Here is a 17,185-nt window from a genome sequence, read left to right as displayed (position 1 = left end):
GTGGCCAGCACGGTGGCGATGTCCAACGGGTCCGCGGCGAGGACCGTCGACCAGTCGACGCCGAACTGCTCCAGCTTGAGTGGCAGGGCGGGATTGTGCCGGGGATCTTCGTCCTCGGCCATGCGCAGCTGGAACGAACCGTCGTTGGCCTGCAGCAGCTGGACCGGGATCAGGACCAAGGGCGCCGCGCTCACCTCATGGGCACCTTCCTCACGCCACTCGAGGAACCCGGCCGCCACATAGAGGGTCCACAGACCGTAGTCGTTGAAGACGCGGTTCGCGTTGCTGCGGAGGTTTCGCAGACTACGGCGCAATTGCGCAGCCGTGGTCTTCTGGGTACGCAGGCCGCCGTCGTCCCGGGTGGCGGGAAGCGTGCGTTCTTCCGCGACGACATCTCCGGTCTCGGCCGCGCCGTCGTCCGCTGTGCCCGGCCCGGTCTCCTCCTCGTCGGGCAACCGGGCGAATCCCCAGCCATCGGAGAGCCCGGCCACCACTTCGTACAACGAGGGCTGGGTCAGCTCGAGCGTGGACGTGCGGGTGTGCTTGAAATTCAGCAGGCGGTTACGCCCGCTCAGATCCACGAGCGAGGAACGCCAATTGTCCAGAACTCGAAGGAACTTGGCGACCTCGGCTTGTCCGCTTGCCTCGTTCGCATACGACCGCGTCACGTCCCTTTTGCGCCTTTCTTCCCGTATCGGTGGTGGCCCAGCCGAGCAATCACTCTTTGGGTCGCGAGCATCTTTTCTCAATCCGCACACGACCCCCGCACCGGGGTCACATTGCTGGACCCTTCATTGCCCTTTGCCGGGCCGCGGGTTCCCGTGGCTGCGCACCGGATGCAGCGCGGTGCCGCCAGGAAGGTGGCCGCCGGACCGGGAGCGTCAGCCGACCCGCTCCCACTTCAGGCAGCCCTTCGTCTCGAAGTACTCGCCCTTGTGGACGGTCACGCGCGCCTGGCCGGTGATGTTGTCGTTGGCAATGATCGCGTCGAACTCACCGGAGGCGTTCTTGAGCCGGGCCCAGTAGCAGCCGAGGCCCAGATCGTCGTCCTGAGGGCCAGCGGTCTTGTAGGTGCCGGCCTTGATGTCTTCACCGACCAGGTATTGGCCATCCCCGTCAATGCTGGTGGGCGGGCCGGGCTTCTTGGCGGGCTTTGGCGCGACGGTGACCTTCTGCGTGACCGTCGCGGCCGGCGCGGGCGCCGCGGCGTCGGCGGTCTTGGTGACGGTCACAGCGGGCGCGGGCCGCGCGGAAGCCGTCGTGCCGTCGGATTCTCCGCCACCGGCGATGCCGGCGCCGAAGCTCAGGGCAACGAGCGCCGTCGCACCGTGGGTCAGCCACGCCTTGCGCCGCGACGGCTTTCTCGGGATCGGCGGCTGCGCGGGCGGGAACTGGGGCGGTATGGCGCCCCAGCCGGTGGTCCGGCCGGCGCCCTGGGGCTGGTGGGTGGGCGGTAGCGAGGGCGTGCTGGTCATGGTCGGAAACCTCCGGGTCGTCTTGTGATGCGCACGCTGTGTGGCGTGGCTGGTGGCGACCAAAGGTGCCGTCCGTTGATGTCGAGAGGCTTGGCTCAGCCTGATAACCGGGGTTATCGGATCAATGTGGGGTCTGTTCAGCCTCCATCGCTGTAAAGTCTTGGCACCTGTCCTGGAGCCGGGCGACTCGCCCAGATCGGCAGGAGTGGCCCGAGGTACAGGGATGGGGGGATGGAGTCCGATGACCACCACACGAGAAGCGGCGTCGCCCATCGTGCCCGAGACGCCGGCCTGGCGGATCACGTACGCCGAAATCGCCGCCCTCGCGCAGGTTCAGCGGCCGGTCCCCACCACCTGGAGCCGCAGGCACGCGGACTTTCCCACGCCGGTCACCCACGAGGACGGGCGCGCCCTGTTCGACGCACGCGCGGTCGTCGACTGGCTGACGACAACGGGCCGCGGCAACGCAGACCCCCGCCACCTGCGGGCCGAAATGGCCCTGCACACCCTGGCGGCCTGGCGGACACCCGACCTGCCTGCCCCCGTCCTCGTAGGGGCGCTGACCGCGCTGATCTGCCTGCGCCGGCAGCTCGACGCCTCCGTCTCGGGCCAGAGCTGGGACGCGGTCCTCGCCCAGGCCGCCGACCTCGACCCCGAGGACACGTTCCTGTCGGCCGAGCTGCGTGCGGTGCCGGACCCGGAGCGCGCCGGCCCGGCGCTGGCCGCCCTGGCCGACGAGCTGACCGAGGCCGCCTACACCTCCGCCGAGGCCTTCGACTGGGTCCTGGAGGCCCGTCGCCGCCTCGGCTCGCACGACCTCGCCACCGACGAGCCCACCCCGGCGGTGGTACGCGCCGTTGCGGCCCTGTCGGGTGTCGGCACCCTCGATGAGGGGTCCATCATTGCCACCCCACACGCCCGCTCCGGCGACCTCCTCGCCTCCCTGCACGCTCAGGCCGCCGAGGACGCCGGCCACACCTACCTCGCCTGCGACCCCGACCCGGCCCGGGTCCGCCTGGTACGCCGCCGGATGCTGGTGCGCGGAGTGAACGAGTTTGACCTCGGTGTCGCCGAGGGGGAGGACCTGCCCGTCGACGACTGGGGAGACCCCCATCTGCTGGTCTGCGTCCTCCCCTACGAAGCGGGGGAGACCCGCAGCCCGCAGGCCGTGCTGGAACGGGTGCAGGAACTCACCGACTACCTCGGCGATGGCTCGACGGCCGTCGTCCTGGGCCCCGCCGACGTGCTCGTCCGCCCGCTGCCCCGGCACGGCAAGGCCGACCGCCTGCGCCGCTCCTTCCTCCGGGACGGCCTGCTCAAGGCAGCCGTCAGCCTTCCCGACGGCGCGTTCCCCTACCGCCCTGGCTACCGCACGGCCGTGTGGGTGCTGGCCCGCACACCGCAGGAGGACCGTAAGGGCCTGGTCCTCCTCTCCGACCACTCCGCGCAGCCGCTCACCGACCCGGTCCTCGACGCGCTCGCCGAGGACATCACCATCTGGCGTGCCTCCGGCTGGCGCGGTGACCGTCGGCACGAACCCCGCCACGCTGTGATCGTCCCCGCGAAGGACCTCGACGACCGGCCGGGTGCCGCCTTCACCACCCAGCACCGGCCGACAGCGGCCCGCTACACCCGCAGCGTCATCGAGCGCCCGGCCCGCATCAGCGACCTGGAGCAGCGCCTGGCGGAGCTCTACGAGCAGGCCCGGCAGCGTGCCGACCTGCGCGCGACGCTGGGCGCTCGGGCCGTGCTGCGCCCCGAGGACCAGCCGGTACGGCGCACCACCGTGCGTCGGCTCATCGCCGAGCGACGTCTGCGCCGCCGCCCCGGCCACCGCATCGCCCACGAACACCTCTCGGCCGAGGGCCACTACACGGTGCTCACCCCGGACGAGGTCCTCGGCACGGCCCGCCCTGGCAGCCGCCGTATCGACCGCGGTGTGTTTCTCACCGGATACGAGCACGCCCAGTTCACCGAGCCGGGCGACATCGTCGTCACCGCCAGCCCCCGCTTCGGCGCGTACGTCGACGAAGCGGGCCTGTCACTCGTGGCCGCCCCGGCCCGCATCCTGCGGGTCCGCCCCGATGCCGACCCGCCGATACTGCCGCGGGTGCTCGCGGCGCTGCTGCGGGCGGCGGCCGCCGAGTACGCCCGCACCAGCGGCGCAGTGCGGGCCTCACGGGGCATCGAGGACCTCCTCATCCCCGACCTGAGCTGCGACGAAGCCGAGCGCTTCGACGCCGTCCTCGCCGAGCTCGACCGACGCGCGACCCTCCTGCGGGAACAGTCGGCCACCCTCGACGACCTGGCCCACACCACCGCCGCCGGCATCGCCGACGGCACGCTCATCCTCCAGAACCTCCCCGGAACCGACGACTGAAGGAGACGCTCCACCCCATGATTCCCGGCCAGAAGAAGCCCTCCGACCAGGCGGAGCTGTTCAGCGCCTCCACCGCCAAGGAGATCCAGGACATCCTGTGGAAGGCCGCGGACAAGCTCCGCGGCTCCATCGATGCCGCGCAGTACAAGGAGTTCGTCCTCGGCCTGATCTTCCTCAAGTACGTCTCCGACGCCTTCGAGGAACGCCGCGCCGAGCTGGCCAAGGAGCTCGCCGAGGACGGCATCGAGGGTGACCGCCTGGAGGAGTTCCTGGAGGACCGCGACGAGTACACCGGCGCACACGTCTTCTGGGTGCCCGAGACCGCCCGCTGGTCGTGGATCGCCGACCACGCCAAGAGCCAGGGCGTCGGCAAGCTCCTCGATGACGCGATGGACGCCATCATGCGGGAGAACGCGGCCCTGACCGGCGTCCTCCCGAAGATCTTCAACCGGGACAACGTCGACCAGAAGCGCCTGGGCGAGCTCGTCGACCTCATCAGCGACGCCCGCTTCGGTGGCAACGAGGACAAGGCCGCACAGGACGTGCTCGGCGAGGTGTACGAGTACTTCCTCGGCAACTTCGCCCGCGCCGAGGGCAAGCGGGGCGGCGAGTTCTACACGCCGCAGTCCGTCGTCCGCCTGATCGTGGACATCCTGGAGCCGTACCAGGGCCGGGTGTACGACCCGGCGTGCGGCTCGGGCGGCATGTTCGTCCAGGCGGCCAAGTTCATCGAGGCCCACCAGGGCCGCGGCCACAAGAGCGACATCGCGGTCTACGGCCAGGAGCTCAACGAGCGCACATGGCGCCTGGCCAAGATGAACCTGGCCATCCACGGCATCGACGGCAACCTCGCCCCCCGCTGGGGCGACACCTTCGCCGACGACAAGCACCCCGATCTCAAGGCCGACTTCGTCATGGCAAACCCCCCGTTCAACATCAAGGACTGGGCGAGGGACGAGAGCGACCCCCGGTGGAAGTACGGGGTACCGCCGAAGAACAACGCCAACTACGCCTGGCTCCAGCACATGATCTCCAAGCTGGGCGAGCGGGGGACCGCCGGCATCGTCCTGGCCAACGGCTCCATGAGCTCCCAGCAGAGCGGCGAGGGCGAGATCCGCCAGGCGCTGGTCGAGGCCGACCTGGTGGCATGCATGGTCGCGCTGCCCTCCCAGCTGTTCCGCACGACGCAGATCCCGGCGTGCCTGTGGTTCCTGGCCAAGGACAAGACCCCGCAGGGCGCACCGCGGCTAGCGGACCGGCGCGGCGAGATCCTGTTCATCGACGCCCGGAACATGGGCGAGATGGTCGACCGGACGGAGCGCGTGCTGACGGAGGCCGACCTCGCGAAGATTGCCGGGACGTACCACGCCTGGCGCGGCACGGCATCGGCGCGCGAGGAGGGGCTGACGTACGAGGACGAGCCTGGATTCTGCTTCTCGGCCGACCAAGCCACGGTCCGGGAAAACGGATATGTGCTGACGCCAGGGCGGTACGTGGGGGCTGTCGCGGCGGACGAAGAAGACGCGGAGGCAGTGGCGGAGAGGATCGCCACGCTGACGGAGGAGCTGTACGGGCTCTTCGAGAAGTCGGCGGAGCTGGAGAAGACGGTTCGGGAGCAGATGGGGGCCTTCCATGGCTGATCCGATGAAGCTCGGCGACTTCGTGACCCTGCAGCGGGGCACGACTTACAAGAGCCGCCTGCTTGGGAAGGAGGGCAGGGTTCTTCTTGGCTTGTCCTCGATCCGACGCAACGGCGGGTTCCGCGCGGATTCCCTCAAGCGCTACGCGGGTGAGTCCCCGGAGAAGATCTGCGTGCGTCCGGGAGAACTGTTCGTCGCCCTGAAGGACGTCACACAGTCCGCGGACCTGCTGGGAGCCGTCGCGCGGGTCCCTGAAGAGGTCGGAGTGGGGAGGCTGACGCAGGACACTGTCAAGCTCTCCTTCACAAGAGCATCCGCGTCGCCCAATTTCATCCACTGGGTACTGCGGACTCCCCAATACCGTTCCTACTGCCGCGAGCATGCGTTGGGCACGACGAACTTGTCGTTGAGCCGAGAGGACTTCCTCGCGTTCCCGGTGCCGGCGATGACGGACGACCGCCTCGCACTGGTCGAGCTCCTGGACACCCTAGACGACAAGATCGCCGTCAACGAGCGCATCGCAGCCGTGGCCATGGAACTCGGCGCGGCGAAATTCCGACTCTGCTTCGCCTCTACCGACGAGGAGGTGACCGTTGGCGACGTAATCGATCTCAAGTATGGAAAAGCCCTGCCGGCGGCGCGCCGTGTCGCTGGCAATATCCCCGTATTCGGTAGTGGAGGTGTCAACGGCCACCACAACGAGTCCCTGGTGAGCGGTCCTGGCGTCATCGTTGGGCGCAAGGGAACCGTGGGGGCCGTCTACTGGTCGCAGGTGGACTTCTTCCCTATCGATACCACCTTCTACGTCGCGTGCAAGAGCGGCAGGACCTCGCTGGAGTACATGTACTTCGCTCTCGGGAGCCTGGGATTGGAGCACATGAACTCTGACTCCGCCGTGCCCGGACTCAACCGGGACAGGGCGCTGTCCCTGCCACTGCGGATTCCCGCCGCGCCCGTCATGGCGGCATTTACTACGGAAGTTCGCAGCTTGTTCCAGTTGCAGCGCAGCCGCGAGGAGGAAAACCGCATGCTCTCCACTCTTCGCGACACCCTCCTCCCTCAGCTCATGTCCGGCCGCCTCCGCGTCAAAGACGCCGAGAAAATTGTCGAGGACCACACGTGATGCACGACGACGAGAGCGGAAGAAACGAGCGGCGCCCACTGGAGGCCGACTGGGAGCTGCTCGCGCTCGACGAGCTGGCCGAGTTGGCTTGGGAGCCGGCGGCGGGAAACACGTACGCGCCTGGCTCCGGGCACCGGAAGTCGTGGGACGACCTGATCCTCTACCCCGACCTCCGGGAGGCGATCGAACGACTCAACCCCGAGCTTCCCCCGGACGCCGTCCGCGATGCCGTCGCGGTCGCGGCGACCCCGACCTCGCAGGACACGTACGAGGAGAACCGCACTGCCCACATGTACCTGACGGCCGGCATCCGCTCCGTCACATACACCGACAGCTTCGGCGCTGAGCACAATCCGACCATCCGCCTGGTCGACCTGGTCGACCCGGACGCGAACACCTATCGCGCCCTGAACCAGGTCACTGTCATCGACGGCGAGAAGAACCGGCGCTTCGACATCGTGCTGTACGTCAACGGCCTCCCGCTCGCCCTCCTGGAGCTGAAGCGCGCCGGCGACGAGGATGCCACGCTCCAGGACGCGCACTCCCAGGTCAGCCGGTATGTGGAGGAGTTCCCGACCGCCTTCCGCTATAACGCCGTGGTCCTGCTCTCCGACGGCATCACGGCGAAGTACGGCACGCCCTTCACCCCGTACGAACACTTCGCGCCGTGGAACACGGACGGGTCCGGCGCCCGTGTCGACCCGCTCGGCGCGGAGGGGATGGCCGACTCGGGCCAGAACCTGGCACTGCACGGCCTGTTCACCCAGCCGCGGTTCCTCTCCCTCGTCCGGTCCTTCGTCAACTTCGTCCCGTCCAAGCGGATGAAGCGCATCGCCAAGCCGCACCAGTACCACGCGGTGACCCGCGCAGCGGAGGCGGTCCGGGAGGCCGCCGCCACCAACGGGAAGGCGGGCGTCGTCTGGCACACGCAGGGCTCGGGCAAGTCCGAGGAGATGGTGCTCACCACGACGATGGTGATGCGCGACCCGGCGCTGCTGAACCCGACCGTCGTCGTCATCACCGACCGCAACGACCTCGACGACCAGCTGTACTCCACCTTCCTGGAGAGCGAGGTCCTCCCGGAGGCACCGAAGCAGATCCTCACCCGGGCCGAGCTGCGCGAGGAGCTGGCCGCCAAGCGGACCGGCGGCATCCTCTTCACCACCCTCCAGAAGTTCGGCAAGACCAAGGAGGAGAAGGAGTCCGGCACCGACCACCCGCTGCTCTCCGACCGGCGCAACATCGTGGTCGTCGTCGACGAGGCCCACCGCAGCCACTACGACAACCTCGACGGCTACGCCCGCCACCTGCGCGACGCCCTTCCGCACGCCACACTCCTCGCCTTCACCGGCACCCCGATCTCCGAAGCCGACCGCAACACCCGCGAGGTCTTCGGCGACTACATCGACATCTATGACCTCAAGCGGGCCGCCGACGACGGCGCGACCGTCAAGGTCTTCCACGAGGGCCGCGTCATCCAGCTTGTCCTGGACAAGGACGTCGACCCGACGAAGATCGACGAGGAAGCAGATCGCATCACCGACGGCCTCGACGACACCGAGCGCCGCCGCGTCGAGCAGGCCGTCGCCACGATGAATGCCATGTACGGCGCGCCCGCCCGCATCAGGGATCTCGCGCGGGACCTGGTGACGCACTGGGAGGCGCGGCGTGGGCGGATGCAGCCGTTCGTCGGCGTCTCCGAGAAGGGCGGGGCGCCCGGCAAGGCGATGGTCGTATGTGCGACCCGAGAGATCTGCGTCCGGGTCTACGACGCTCTGTGTGAGTTGCGGCCGGAGTGGCACAGCGAAGAGGTCGACAAGGGCGCCATGAAGATCGTCTTCTCCTCGGACTCCCGGAAGGACCCCGAGCACCTGCGCGCCCACACCCTGCGCGACAGCCAGCGCAAGGCGGTCATCAACCGGGCGAAGAACCCCGACGACGAGCTGGAACTGCTCATCGTCAACAACATGCTGCTGACCGGCTTCGATGCCCCGCCGGTCCACACCATGTACCTGGACCGGCCACTCAAGGGCGCCAACCTGATGCAGGCACTGGCCCGCGTCAACCGCCGCTTCCGCGGCAAGGAAGACGGTCTGCTCGTAGGCTACGCGCCGCTCACCGAGAACCTGCAGAAGGCGATTGCCGAATACACCGACGCCGACCAGCAGGACCGCACCCTCGGCCAGGACCTCGACCGTGCCCTGGACGAGCTGCGCAACGAGTACGACATCCTCACCGACATCCTGCGCGCCTTCGATTGGCGGGCGCGCCTGACCCAGCCCACGAAAACAGCCTTCATAGACGCCGCCCTGAAGACGGCCAACTACCTACGGACCCCGCGCACCCCGGGCAACGACCCGGACAAGCTCGACGACCCCCGCCAGACCCTCGGCCGGCGCTTCCGCGACCACGCCCACCGCCTGGAGCGCTTCTACGCGCTGTCCGGCAGCGCCACGAACATCGGCGACCGCTTCCCGGACCACCCGTCCTGGCGCCGGGACATCCAATTCTTCGTCGAGGTCCGGGCCTACATGGCCAAGCTCGACGCGATGGACCGCGAGGCCCGCGGCCTGCCGGTCGCCCGCGACGTCCAGCTGTACCTCGCCCAGCTGACCTCGTCGGTCGTCGAGACCGGCGGGATAACGGACCTGTTCGCCGAGGCGGGTCTGGAGACCGCCGACCTGACGCACCTCAACGACGCGCTCGTCGCCAAGCTGCAGGACAGCGAGACGCCGCACCTGGCGGCGGAGGCGCTGAGGCGGCTCGTCGAGAAGAAGATGCGCGAGGTCACGCGGCACAACATCGTCCGCCGCACGGCGTTCTCCGAGCGGCTGCAGGACCTCATGGTCCGGTACATGCGGCAGCAGTACACCAGTGCGGAACTCATCGCCAAGCTGGTCGAGATGGCCAAGGAGGTCATCGAAGACGCCAGGCGCGGAGAGAAGTTCGACCCGCCGCTGAACTGGCGCGAGCTCGCCTTCTACGACGCGGTGGCCGACCACGGCACGGCGCGGGAGCTCATGGGCGACGAGGTCTTGGCTGTCATCGCCCGTGATCTCGTTGCGGAGGTCCAGAAGAAGCTCAAGCCGGACTGGATCGCCCGTGAACCAGTCCGCGCCGGACTCCGCAGCGCCATCAAGCGCCTTTTGGCTCGCCACAACTACCCGCCGGACCGGCGTCCGGAGGCCGTGGAGCTGGTCCTCAAGCAGATGGAGCACTTCGCCAACGAGTGGTCCACAACCGGCGTCCCTGGAAACTGACGGGGCTTCAGCAGGATGTGATCACGGGCCGGTCCCCCAGGGGCCGGCCCCGCCCGCCTTGTCCGCTCATCGCTCTCCTCTTCGGGGAGCGCCCATGTGGCCACCCGGACCGGACTGGCAGCGAGTCCCTGATGTGTGAGCACGGCGAACCACTCACAGATCCCGACGCACGACGCACTCTCCGGCGGCGATGCACGCACAGCCCGGTACGCCTGGCGTAGATCGTCGCCAACCCCTACCGACCCCGCAAGTGACCGTTGCGGTCGTACCTCGGACACAGCCCCACTGCGACTTCACCTGGCGTTAACGGCGCGAAATGGCCCCAGATTTTCGGTCTGGGCTGGCCCCACGTCGGTCGTTGAAGCGGCCCTTGTTCCGGCCTGAACTGGCTCCGGGTTCCGGTCTCAGCAGGGCCAGCCATGGTAGTCGTGGGGCTGCTGAGGTGGGCTGATGGGCCATGAGCGAGAATGCTGCGCATGACGACTTGAAGAGCACCGGCAAGGCGGTGGCACTGGCTCAAGGTGGCGACCTGGGACACGGTCGAGGACGGTGATCGCCGAGGCTGCACTGCCTGCGGGACCGCCGTCCGCTCCTACCAGTTCCGTCTCTATCCGCCCAAGTCCTCGATGTTCGAACGGTGCGTCGGCTTGGCATGGTGCTCCGGGTGCCGGATCTACTCCAGTGCAATGGTCCACATCCCCCGAACACGTGTCCTCGCCGACGCGCTGGGCTCCCTGCCTGAGGACGAGTCTGTTCGACTGCGCCGCAGCGAAGCGAAACTGGTCGACTATCTCGATCGCCAAGGTCGCCGGAAGCCTTGATCCACATCCAGAGGGTGACCGGTCATCTGTGAGGGCTACTTCTTCGCCTGTTGCTTGGCTTTGGTCTGGGCGAGGCGGTAGGACTCGGTGCCGGTCTCGATGATGGTGCCGTTGAAGGTGAGCCGGTCGACGATGGCCGCGCAGAGCCGAGGGTCGGTGAACGTCTTCGTCCAGCCATCTGGGGCTGGCACTTGTTCCCTCACAAGGGTTGCGCCTGTCACCTGGCCGTATCCCCTCCCTGCGGTTCTCGTTGGTTCTCGTGGCGGCACGCTGGTCTTCAAGGTGCTGCCTTGACCGTTCAGGTGCGAGGAAGGTGTGCCGGTGGCCGAGGCGAGACTGCAGGTCATCGCAGGCGGGGCCGTCCCGCAGGAGCCGCTGACCACGGACCCGTGGCAGTTCCAGGCCATGTGCGTCGACGCGTTCGTCGCCTCGTGGAGGGCCCGCGGGTTCAGCCCGGTGACCATCGACAACGACATCGGCCTGCTGGAGCGGACACTCACCGCACTGGGACGGCCTGCGTGGGAAGTCACGCCCGAGGACATCGACCGGGTGGTCGGTGATCTCGCGGTGAAGGGCCGGGCGACGTCGACCCGCCGCGAGTACGTGCAGATCTTCAAGGGCTTCCACCGGTTCCTGCAGGCCCGCAAGGCAGCCGAGATCGAGACCGCATTCGGTGTCCGTCTGGTCTGCCCGGTCGACGAGTTCAACGCCTCCCGCCATGTCGGTGACGACTCTCCGGCCTCGCTGCCGCCGCCGACACCAGAGCGGGTGGACGAGTTCTTCTCCTTCATGAAACAGAGGATCGCGACCGCGAGGAAGTACGGACCCGCAGCGAGGGACTATGCGATGTTCCGGACGCTGTACCACGCCGGGCTCCGCTCGGAGGAGGCATCGCTGCTGGAGAAGCCGGACCTGCACTTCACCCGAGGCCCGTTCGGCAAGCTCCATGTCCGCTTCGGCAAGGGAGCCCACACGTCCGGCCCGCGGCCTCGGTGGGTGCCCATGCTCGACGGCCTGGACCTGGTGCTGCGGTGGTTCCTGGAGGACGTGCGGCCCAGGTTCCCCGACTCGCCGGTGCTCTTCGCCGACGAGTCCGGCGGCAGCCTGCATCGCGGGACCATCCGCAACCGGCTCCGCTATCTGATGGAACTCGAAGGACGTCCGGCATCCGAGCGGTTCAGCCCGCATGCTCTGCGAAGAGCTTGCGCGACGCACAACTACGAGCGTGGCGTCGATCTCGTCGCGATCCAGCAGATGCTCGGTCACTGGACCGTCAGCTCGACCATGCGGTATGTCCGGCCCTCCGCGACCTTCATCGAAGACGCCTATCAACGCGCGGTCGCCAGCACTCTGGCCGAGCTGACCGGGAAGGACACCACGGCATGAAGATCCAATGGCGGCTGCGGATGGCTGCCGCCCAGCGCGAGGTGTGGACCGGGACGGAACTGCGGCGGCTGCTGGCCGAGAAGGCCGGCCTGGAACTGTCCTCGGCTTCGGTGTCGGCGCTGTTCACCAAGGAACCCTCTCAAGTGAAGATGACTACGCTGGCCGCGTTGTGCACCGCGCTGGAGTGCACTCCCAACGACCTGATCGAGGTCGACACCACCCCGGTTGAACGGCCCCTCGCACCTCCTCGTCCGGTCGCTGACCTGCCGCAGGCCGTCTCCGCCAGGGGCCGGTCGATGCCGCCTTTGTGACCGGCGGGCTGCGATGGGCAAGAAGCAACGAGACTGTGTCACCTGCGGTGCCCCCGTCGGATACCTCGACCGCCAGCACTGCTGCCGGTGCTGGCGCCGGCTGAACGAGCAGGCAGCCAGGGCGGTTTGCCCTGGCTGCGGCCGCGACCGCGTCCTGCAGCAGGACACCGGCCGGTGCATCATCTGCTCACGCGTCTGCGAGGAATGCGGCCACCCCGTCCGGTCATCGCAGAACCGTCTGTGCCGCGACTGCCGGCGCAAGGCCGACCAGCGGGCAGCCCAGGAGACGTGTCCGCGCTGCCACCGGCCCGGCTATCTGCGTGAGGCGACCGGCTGGTGCGGCCACTGTTCACGGCCCCGGCAGGAGAAGCAGCCTCCGAGGACCTGCCGCGAGTGCGGCCAGGTGCGGCGGCATGCGGGATTGGGGCTGTGCTCGGCCTGCTGGCAAAAGCACCCTGGCCGTCCCTTCATCCGTGGGGAACACCTCCGCGACCGGCTCGCCGATCCACCCTCCTGGCTGGGGGACTTCGTCGCTCATGTCGCCGCCCGACACTGCATCGCCAGAGCCTGCGGCTTCGTCACCGACCTCGGCCGACTCCTGCAAGACGGGCACTCCACCTCACCCCAGGCCCTGCTGGAAAGATCCCGCAGGCCCGGACGGTCGATGGGCTCCTTCGCGCGCGCACTCGAGGACTTCTTCACCCTCCACCACCTGGCCCTGCCCACCGACCAGGCTGAACGGCTCGCCGCCGGCCGTCGACAACGACGCATCGAGGCTGTCCCCGAACCGCTGCGGAAAGCCGTCGCCGCCTTCAACACCTCCCGGATGCGGGCCCAGGACCGTGCCCGCCGAGCGGGCACCCGCCCTCGCAGCAATCACACCCTGGAGACAGCCCTGGCCACCCTGCGTGACCTGGCCCGCTTCCTGGTCGATGACCGGGACAAGAACGCGTGGGCCCTCGTCGACGTGCACGACGTCGAAGCTTTCCTGTCCACCCTGCCCAAGGGACGCAAGCGGCGGCTGACCGTGCTGCGGCAGTTCTTCCGCTTCGCGCGGTCCCAGAAGATGTTGCTGGTCGACCCCACTCGCGAGCTGGTCGCGAAGGAGAGAAACGGCTTCCGCGGCCAGACGCTCGCCCTCGACCAGCAGCGCGAGCTGTTCAGGCGGTGGACAACCGACAAGCAGGTGCACCCGCATGAAGCGGTGATGGGCATGCTCGCTCTGCTGCATGGCGCCTCCAGCTCCGAGATGCGGATGATGAAGACCGACGACATCGACCAGCAGGCCCATACTGTCCGGCTCGGGAAGCGGCCCCATCCTGTCCCCCTGGACCCCGCCTCCTGGACAGTGCTGCAGCGATGCCTGGCCCACCGGGTGGCATGGCGGACGGACAACCCGCACGTCATGGTCACCAAAGGAACCAAGGCCGGGCGGAGCCCGGCCTCCACTGCCTATCTATCACACGTCCTTGACGACTGCGGCTTCCCACCCCGCATGATCCGCAGCACCCGGCTCGTCGACCTGGTGAACACCATGGACCCCAAGCTCGTGGCTGCGGCCTTCGGCATGGACCCGCAAGCCACCTTGATCTACCTCGCCGACCATGTCGACCCCGGGCGCCTGCCCGATCACTGAGCGTCAGAGAATCCGCTGGTCAGCAGTCTCGCCATGCCCCAGACTCGGATGTGTGCGAGGGGCCCTCGGCGATCGGCGCAGGGAACCCGCGACCGAAGGAAGGTAACGAGGATGGCCCCCTGCGACTCGTCTGGGTCCTGTCCGGACGTGGTTGGGCCGACTGCATCGTCAGCGACCACCAGGCGGAAGCCGAAGTCACGGCCTCCTATATCACTACTGCCCCTGAAGATCTCTTGACCGCAGTAGCACGTCTGATCACCGACGAGACCGAATGCCGAGCGCAGTTCGAAGCCGAGCCCACCGCCTTCCGATGGATCTTCTACCGTGAAGGCACCAACGTGTGGATCCGCCTGCTGGAGCTAGCCCACGGTAGCGCCCACGACAACACGGGGACCGAGATCTGGTCCACCCAGCAGGACATCGACGTCGTGGCCCGAGCAGTGATCCGATGCTTCGACGAGGTCGTGAGGGAGTACGGCGAGAGCGCATACCACGGCAAGTGGGGTGAGCACTTCCCCCGAGCCGAGCTCGAAGCCCTCAGGGCCGCGTGGCGCGAACATCGAGGCGACTGGGCAGCCTCCTCGACACCATCGAACCCGTGAAGTTTCGGCAGCACCTGGCACGGGTTCGCCGGAACATGTGCGCTTTTCCGAACGATTCGTTCGAAGCGATGGCCACGCTGTTCTTATCCTCCCTCTCGGTCAGAACCTGGAACAGCATCTCGGCTCCTCGGCGGTCAAGCTCGAGATAGCCCAGCTCATCAATGCAGAGCAGATCGACGCGCCCGTAGCGAGCGATCGTCTTCGACAGCTGCTTCTCGTCGGCGGCCTCGACGAGCTCGTTGACGAGCTTGGCGGCCAGGGCATAACGGACGCGGCAGCCGGCCATGGCCGCCGCCGTCCCGAGCCCGATCAGCAGGTGGGACTTGCCGGTGCCGGAGTCCCCGATCAGGCAGAGCGGCTCACCCTTCTTGACCCAGTCGCAGGTGGCGAGGTTGTTGACCACAGCCGGGACGACGTTGGGGTTGGCGCTGTAGTCGAAGTCGGAGAGCCACTTCTGGCGGGGGAAGCCGGCCGCCCGGATCCGTCGCTCCGAGCGTCGTCGGTCCCGGTCCTCGCATTCGGCCATCAGTAGGTCGGCCAGGAACCCTCGGTAGGAAAGCTGTTCGCGTTCTGCGCGGGCGACGAGGTCGGGGAACTGGGCTCGCATGGTGGGCAGCCGCAGGACCCGGCAGACGGTGTCGATCGCCGCGTCGGAGGCGGTCTCGGTCAGGTTGTGATGCAGGCCGGTCATGGCGCGTCCTTCCTGGAGCGGTTCAGCAGCTGGTCCCAGTGGTCAAGAGCGGGCAGGGGACGCTGGTCGGTGGGGAGGCGGACGGCCCGGCGGGCGTTCAAGCTGACCACCTCACTGGGCTCCGGCCCGGGCAGAGCAGGAGCCGGCCCGGTGACCGTCACGGTGGGGGAACGGCCATCGCTCTGAGCGGCCTTGCGGGCTTCGAGGGCGACGACGTCGGCGGTGTGGGCACCGACCACGAGGGCAGATCGGATGCCGGCGATCACATCGCGGTGTTCGAGGTGGCGATGCAGCAGGAGCACGTGGACCAGCTGCTTGGTGCCCTCGGTGTCGCCCTCGGCCTTCTTCGCCGCAGCCCAGAACGCTTCGTGGGCGGCGGTGAACGTGCCCTCGCGGCGGGCCTGGTCCAGGGCCTCCGAGCCGGCCATCGCCCCGGGCTTGGCCAGCAGTACTTCGAGGAAGTGGTCCAGGACGACCCGCTCGGCGCCCTTCGCCGTCAGGCGGGGGTGGCGGGCGATCTCGGTGCGGCCGTGGAAGACGACCAGGTCACTGGAGCGGAGCACGACGCGGACAGTGCGGCCGATGAACCGGGCCGGAACCGAGTAGCGGCAGACCCTCACCGCGATCATCCCGTAGCGGTCCACCCGCGGGGTGAACACGACGCCGGTCTCGAAGGAGTCCTGAGGCAGCGGCATCAGCAGCACGGACTCGCGGGCGAAGTCCTGGCCGATCGTGCGGATCCGCATCCCGATCCGCCGGTCTTCCTCCGCCCGCTCGAACTCGGCGAAGGACGCGTTCAGCTCGTCCAGCGAGCCCACCCGGGGCACGGGCGTGAGGTAGTTGCGGCGGAAGTAGCCGACCTGACCCTCCACCCCGCCCTTCTCATGGGCGCCGCGAAGTCCGGGCTCGCAGTAGAAAGGGGCGAGCCCGAAGTGCTGGCGGAACTCCGTCCACCTGGGGTGTTCCTCCCGTGACCGGCTCTTGTGAATCACCCGGGAGACCGCCGGCGAGAGGTTGTCGTAGCGTATCTGCCCGCCCGGGACGCCTCCCAGCGTGCGGAAGGCGTGAACGTGGCCGTCGAGGAAGGCTTCCTGGCCGCAGGAGGTGGTGATGCGGTGCACCGCCTTGCCCGAGTAGGCCAGACGCAGGGCGAAGACGAAGCACTTCGTCCTCTCGCCCGCCAGGTCCACCCATGCCTCGCCGAAGTCGACCTCGGCGTCCATGCCCGGCTGGTTGTGGCGAATGACGAACCCCGCCGACGGTGCCGCCCCCGCAGCCTCGGCGATCTCCCGACGCCGCCGGGAGACGTAGTCCCAGACCGTGGTGTAGGCGATCTCCGCCCCGCACTCCTGCCGCAGCCGGTTCAAGATCCGCTGGACCGTGTGCCGCTGCTTCGGCGGCGCCTCCAGATCCCCCAGCAGCCACTCGTCGATCGTCTTCTTGAACGGATCCAACCTGGGCGAGGGCCGCACCGGCTTCTTCCGCGGCCTGGGCACCGGCGACACCAAAGCCTCGCGTACCAGTCGGCGGTGCACGCCGTACTTGCGGGCCAGCGCCCGCATCGACAGCCCCTCCTGCCACGAGTCACGGCGGATCCGCAGGAACAGCTCTTCCCTCGACAACTCCATCCGGCATCGCCCCCCACACGGTGGCCCACCACGACCGTCCCACCACCCGCCACCCGGTGGGGCCAGATCAGACCGGAACAACCCCCGAACGCTCCCGTACGCCCCCAGGGGTGGGGCCAACTCAAGCCGGAAAGTGGAGCCGAATCAGAGCGTTAATGCCATTCACCCACGTGGCAGCTGGTAGCGGCGTGGGCCCTGCAATCACAGGCGAATTGGAGAACCGGAATGAGCC

General features: G+C 68.3%; 12 protein-coding genes and 1 pseudogene. 8 read left to right on the top strand and 5 right to left on the bottom strand.

Features of this window, described 5'->3' with window-relative positions; translation table 11 throughout:
- Both AC3EUJ_RS35790 and AC3EUJ_RS35785 read right to left on the bottom strand, forming a co-directional pair.
- Positions 1 to 668 (bottom strand): DUF4011 domain-containing protein (locus AC3EUJ_RS35790; RefSeq protein ID WP_431968969.1); only part of this gene is annotated, 668 nt, incomplete at its 3' end.
- 213 nt (positions 669 to 881) lie between these two features.
- Entirely contained in the window at positions 882 to 1,475 is a 594-nt protein-coding gene (locus AC3EUJ_RS35785; RefSeq protein WP_431968967.1) for an Rv1352/Rv1906c domain-containing protein, read from the bottom strand.
- A gap of 241 nt (positions 1,476 to 1,716) precedes the next feature.
- Here AC3EUJ_RS35785 and AC3EUJ_RS35780 point away from each other — a divergent pair, with 241 nt between their 5' ends.
- The 4 genes from AC3EUJ_RS35780 to AC3EUJ_RS35765 are packed head-to-tail and all read left to right on the top strand — an operon-like array spanning position 1,717 to position 9,878.
- Positions 1,717 to 3,855: a DNA methyltransferase family protein gene (locus AC3EUJ_RS35780; protein WP_431968965.1), complete on the top strand. Its 2,139-nt coding sequence runs from the start codon at positions 1,717 to 1,719 to the stop codon at positions 3,853 to 3,855.
- A gap of 17 nt (positions 3,856 to 3,872) precedes the next feature.
- Positions 3,873 to 5,495, top strand: a complete 1,623-nt coding sequence (locus AC3EUJ_RS35775; protein ID WP_431968963.1) for a class I SAM-dependent DNA methyltransferase — start codon at positions 3,873 to 3,875, stop codon at positions 5,493 to 5,495.
- Positions 5,488 to 6,618 carry a restriction endonuclease subunit S gene (locus AC3EUJ_RS35770; protein WP_431968961.1) on the top strand — a complete coding sequence of 377 codons (1,131 nt, stop codon included), beginning with the start codon at positions 5,488 to 5,490 and terminating at the stop codon, positions 6,616 to 6,618. Before AC3EUJ_RS35775 ends, AC3EUJ_RS35770 begins: the two co-directional genes overlap by 8 nt.
- Complete coding sequence (locus AC3EUJ_RS35765) at positions 6,618 to 9,878, top strand: type I restriction endonuclease subunit R (RefSeq protein WP_431968959.1); 3,261 nt, start codon at positions 6,618 to 6,620, stop codon at positions 9,876 to 9,878. Before AC3EUJ_RS35770 ends, AC3EUJ_RS35765 begins: the two co-directional genes overlap by 1 nt.
- Before the next feature lie 856 nt (positions 9,879 to 10,734).
- Here AC3EUJ_RS35765 and AC3EUJ_RS35760 read toward each other — a convergent pair.
- A pseudogene (locus AC3EUJ_RS35760) lies at positions 10,735 to 10,875 on the bottom strand (ATP-binding protein); the annotation flags it as partial.
- Between the two features lie 145 nt (positions 10,876 to 11,020).
- On the opposite strand from AC3EUJ_RS35760, the gene AC3EUJ_RS35755 reads away from it, so the two are divergent.
- The 4 genes from AC3EUJ_RS35755 (at position 11,021) to AC3EUJ_RS35740 (ending at position 14,634) form a co-directional block, all read left to right on the top strand.
- On the top strand, positions 11,021 to 12,085 hold the full coding sequence (locus tag AC3EUJ_RS35755) for a tyrosine-type recombinase/integrase (RefSeq protein ID WP_431968957.1): 1,065 nt from the start codon (positions 11,021 to 11,023) through the stop codon (positions 12,083 to 12,085).
- Entirely contained in the window at positions 12,082 to 12,396 is a 315-nt protein-coding gene (locus tag AC3EUJ_RS35750) for a helix-turn-helix domain-containing protein (protein WP_388398995.1), read from the top strand. Before AC3EUJ_RS35755 ends, AC3EUJ_RS35750 begins: the two co-directional genes overlap by 4 nt.
- A gap of 664 nt (positions 12,397 to 13,060) precedes the next feature.
- Positions 13,061 to 14,032 (top strand): tyrosine-type recombinase/integrase, encoded by a 972-nt coding sequence (locus AC3EUJ_RS35745; RefSeq protein WP_431968955.1) that lies wholly within the window; start codon positions 13,061 to 13,063, stop codon positions 14,030 to 14,032.
- Positions 14,033 to 14,265: 233 nt separating this feature from the next.
- On the top strand, positions 14,266 to 14,634 hold the full coding sequence (locus tag AC3EUJ_RS35740) for a hypothetical protein (protein ID WP_431968953.1): 369 nt from the start codon (positions 14,266 to 14,268) through the stop codon (positions 14,632 to 14,634).
- On the opposite strand, the gene istB is transcribed toward AC3EUJ_RS35740, so the two are convergent.
- Positions 14,570 to 15,325, bottom strand: a complete 756-nt coding sequence (istB, locus tag AC3EUJ_RS35735; protein ID WP_431968951.1) for an IS21-like element helper ATPase IstB — start codon at positions 15,323 to 15,325, stop codon at positions 14,570 to 14,572. The two genes, AC3EUJ_RS35740 and istB, sit on opposite strands and share 65 nt — an antisense overlap.
- Positions 15,322 to 16,953: an IS21 family transposase gene (gene istA / locus AC3EUJ_RS35730; RefSeq protein WP_431968949.1), complete on the bottom strand. Its 1,632-nt coding sequence runs from the start codon at positions 16,951 to 16,953 to the stop codon at positions 15,322 to 15,324. The genes istB and istA overlap by 4 nt, the downstream gene beginning before the upstream one ends.
- Positions 16,954 to 17,185: the final 232 nt, after the last annotated feature.

The sequence above is a fragment of the Actinacidiphila sp. bgisy160 genome (genome assembly GCF_057707815.1).
Note: the sequence above shows the minus strand (reverse complement) of the source record. Positions and strands in the feature narration are given on the sequence as shown.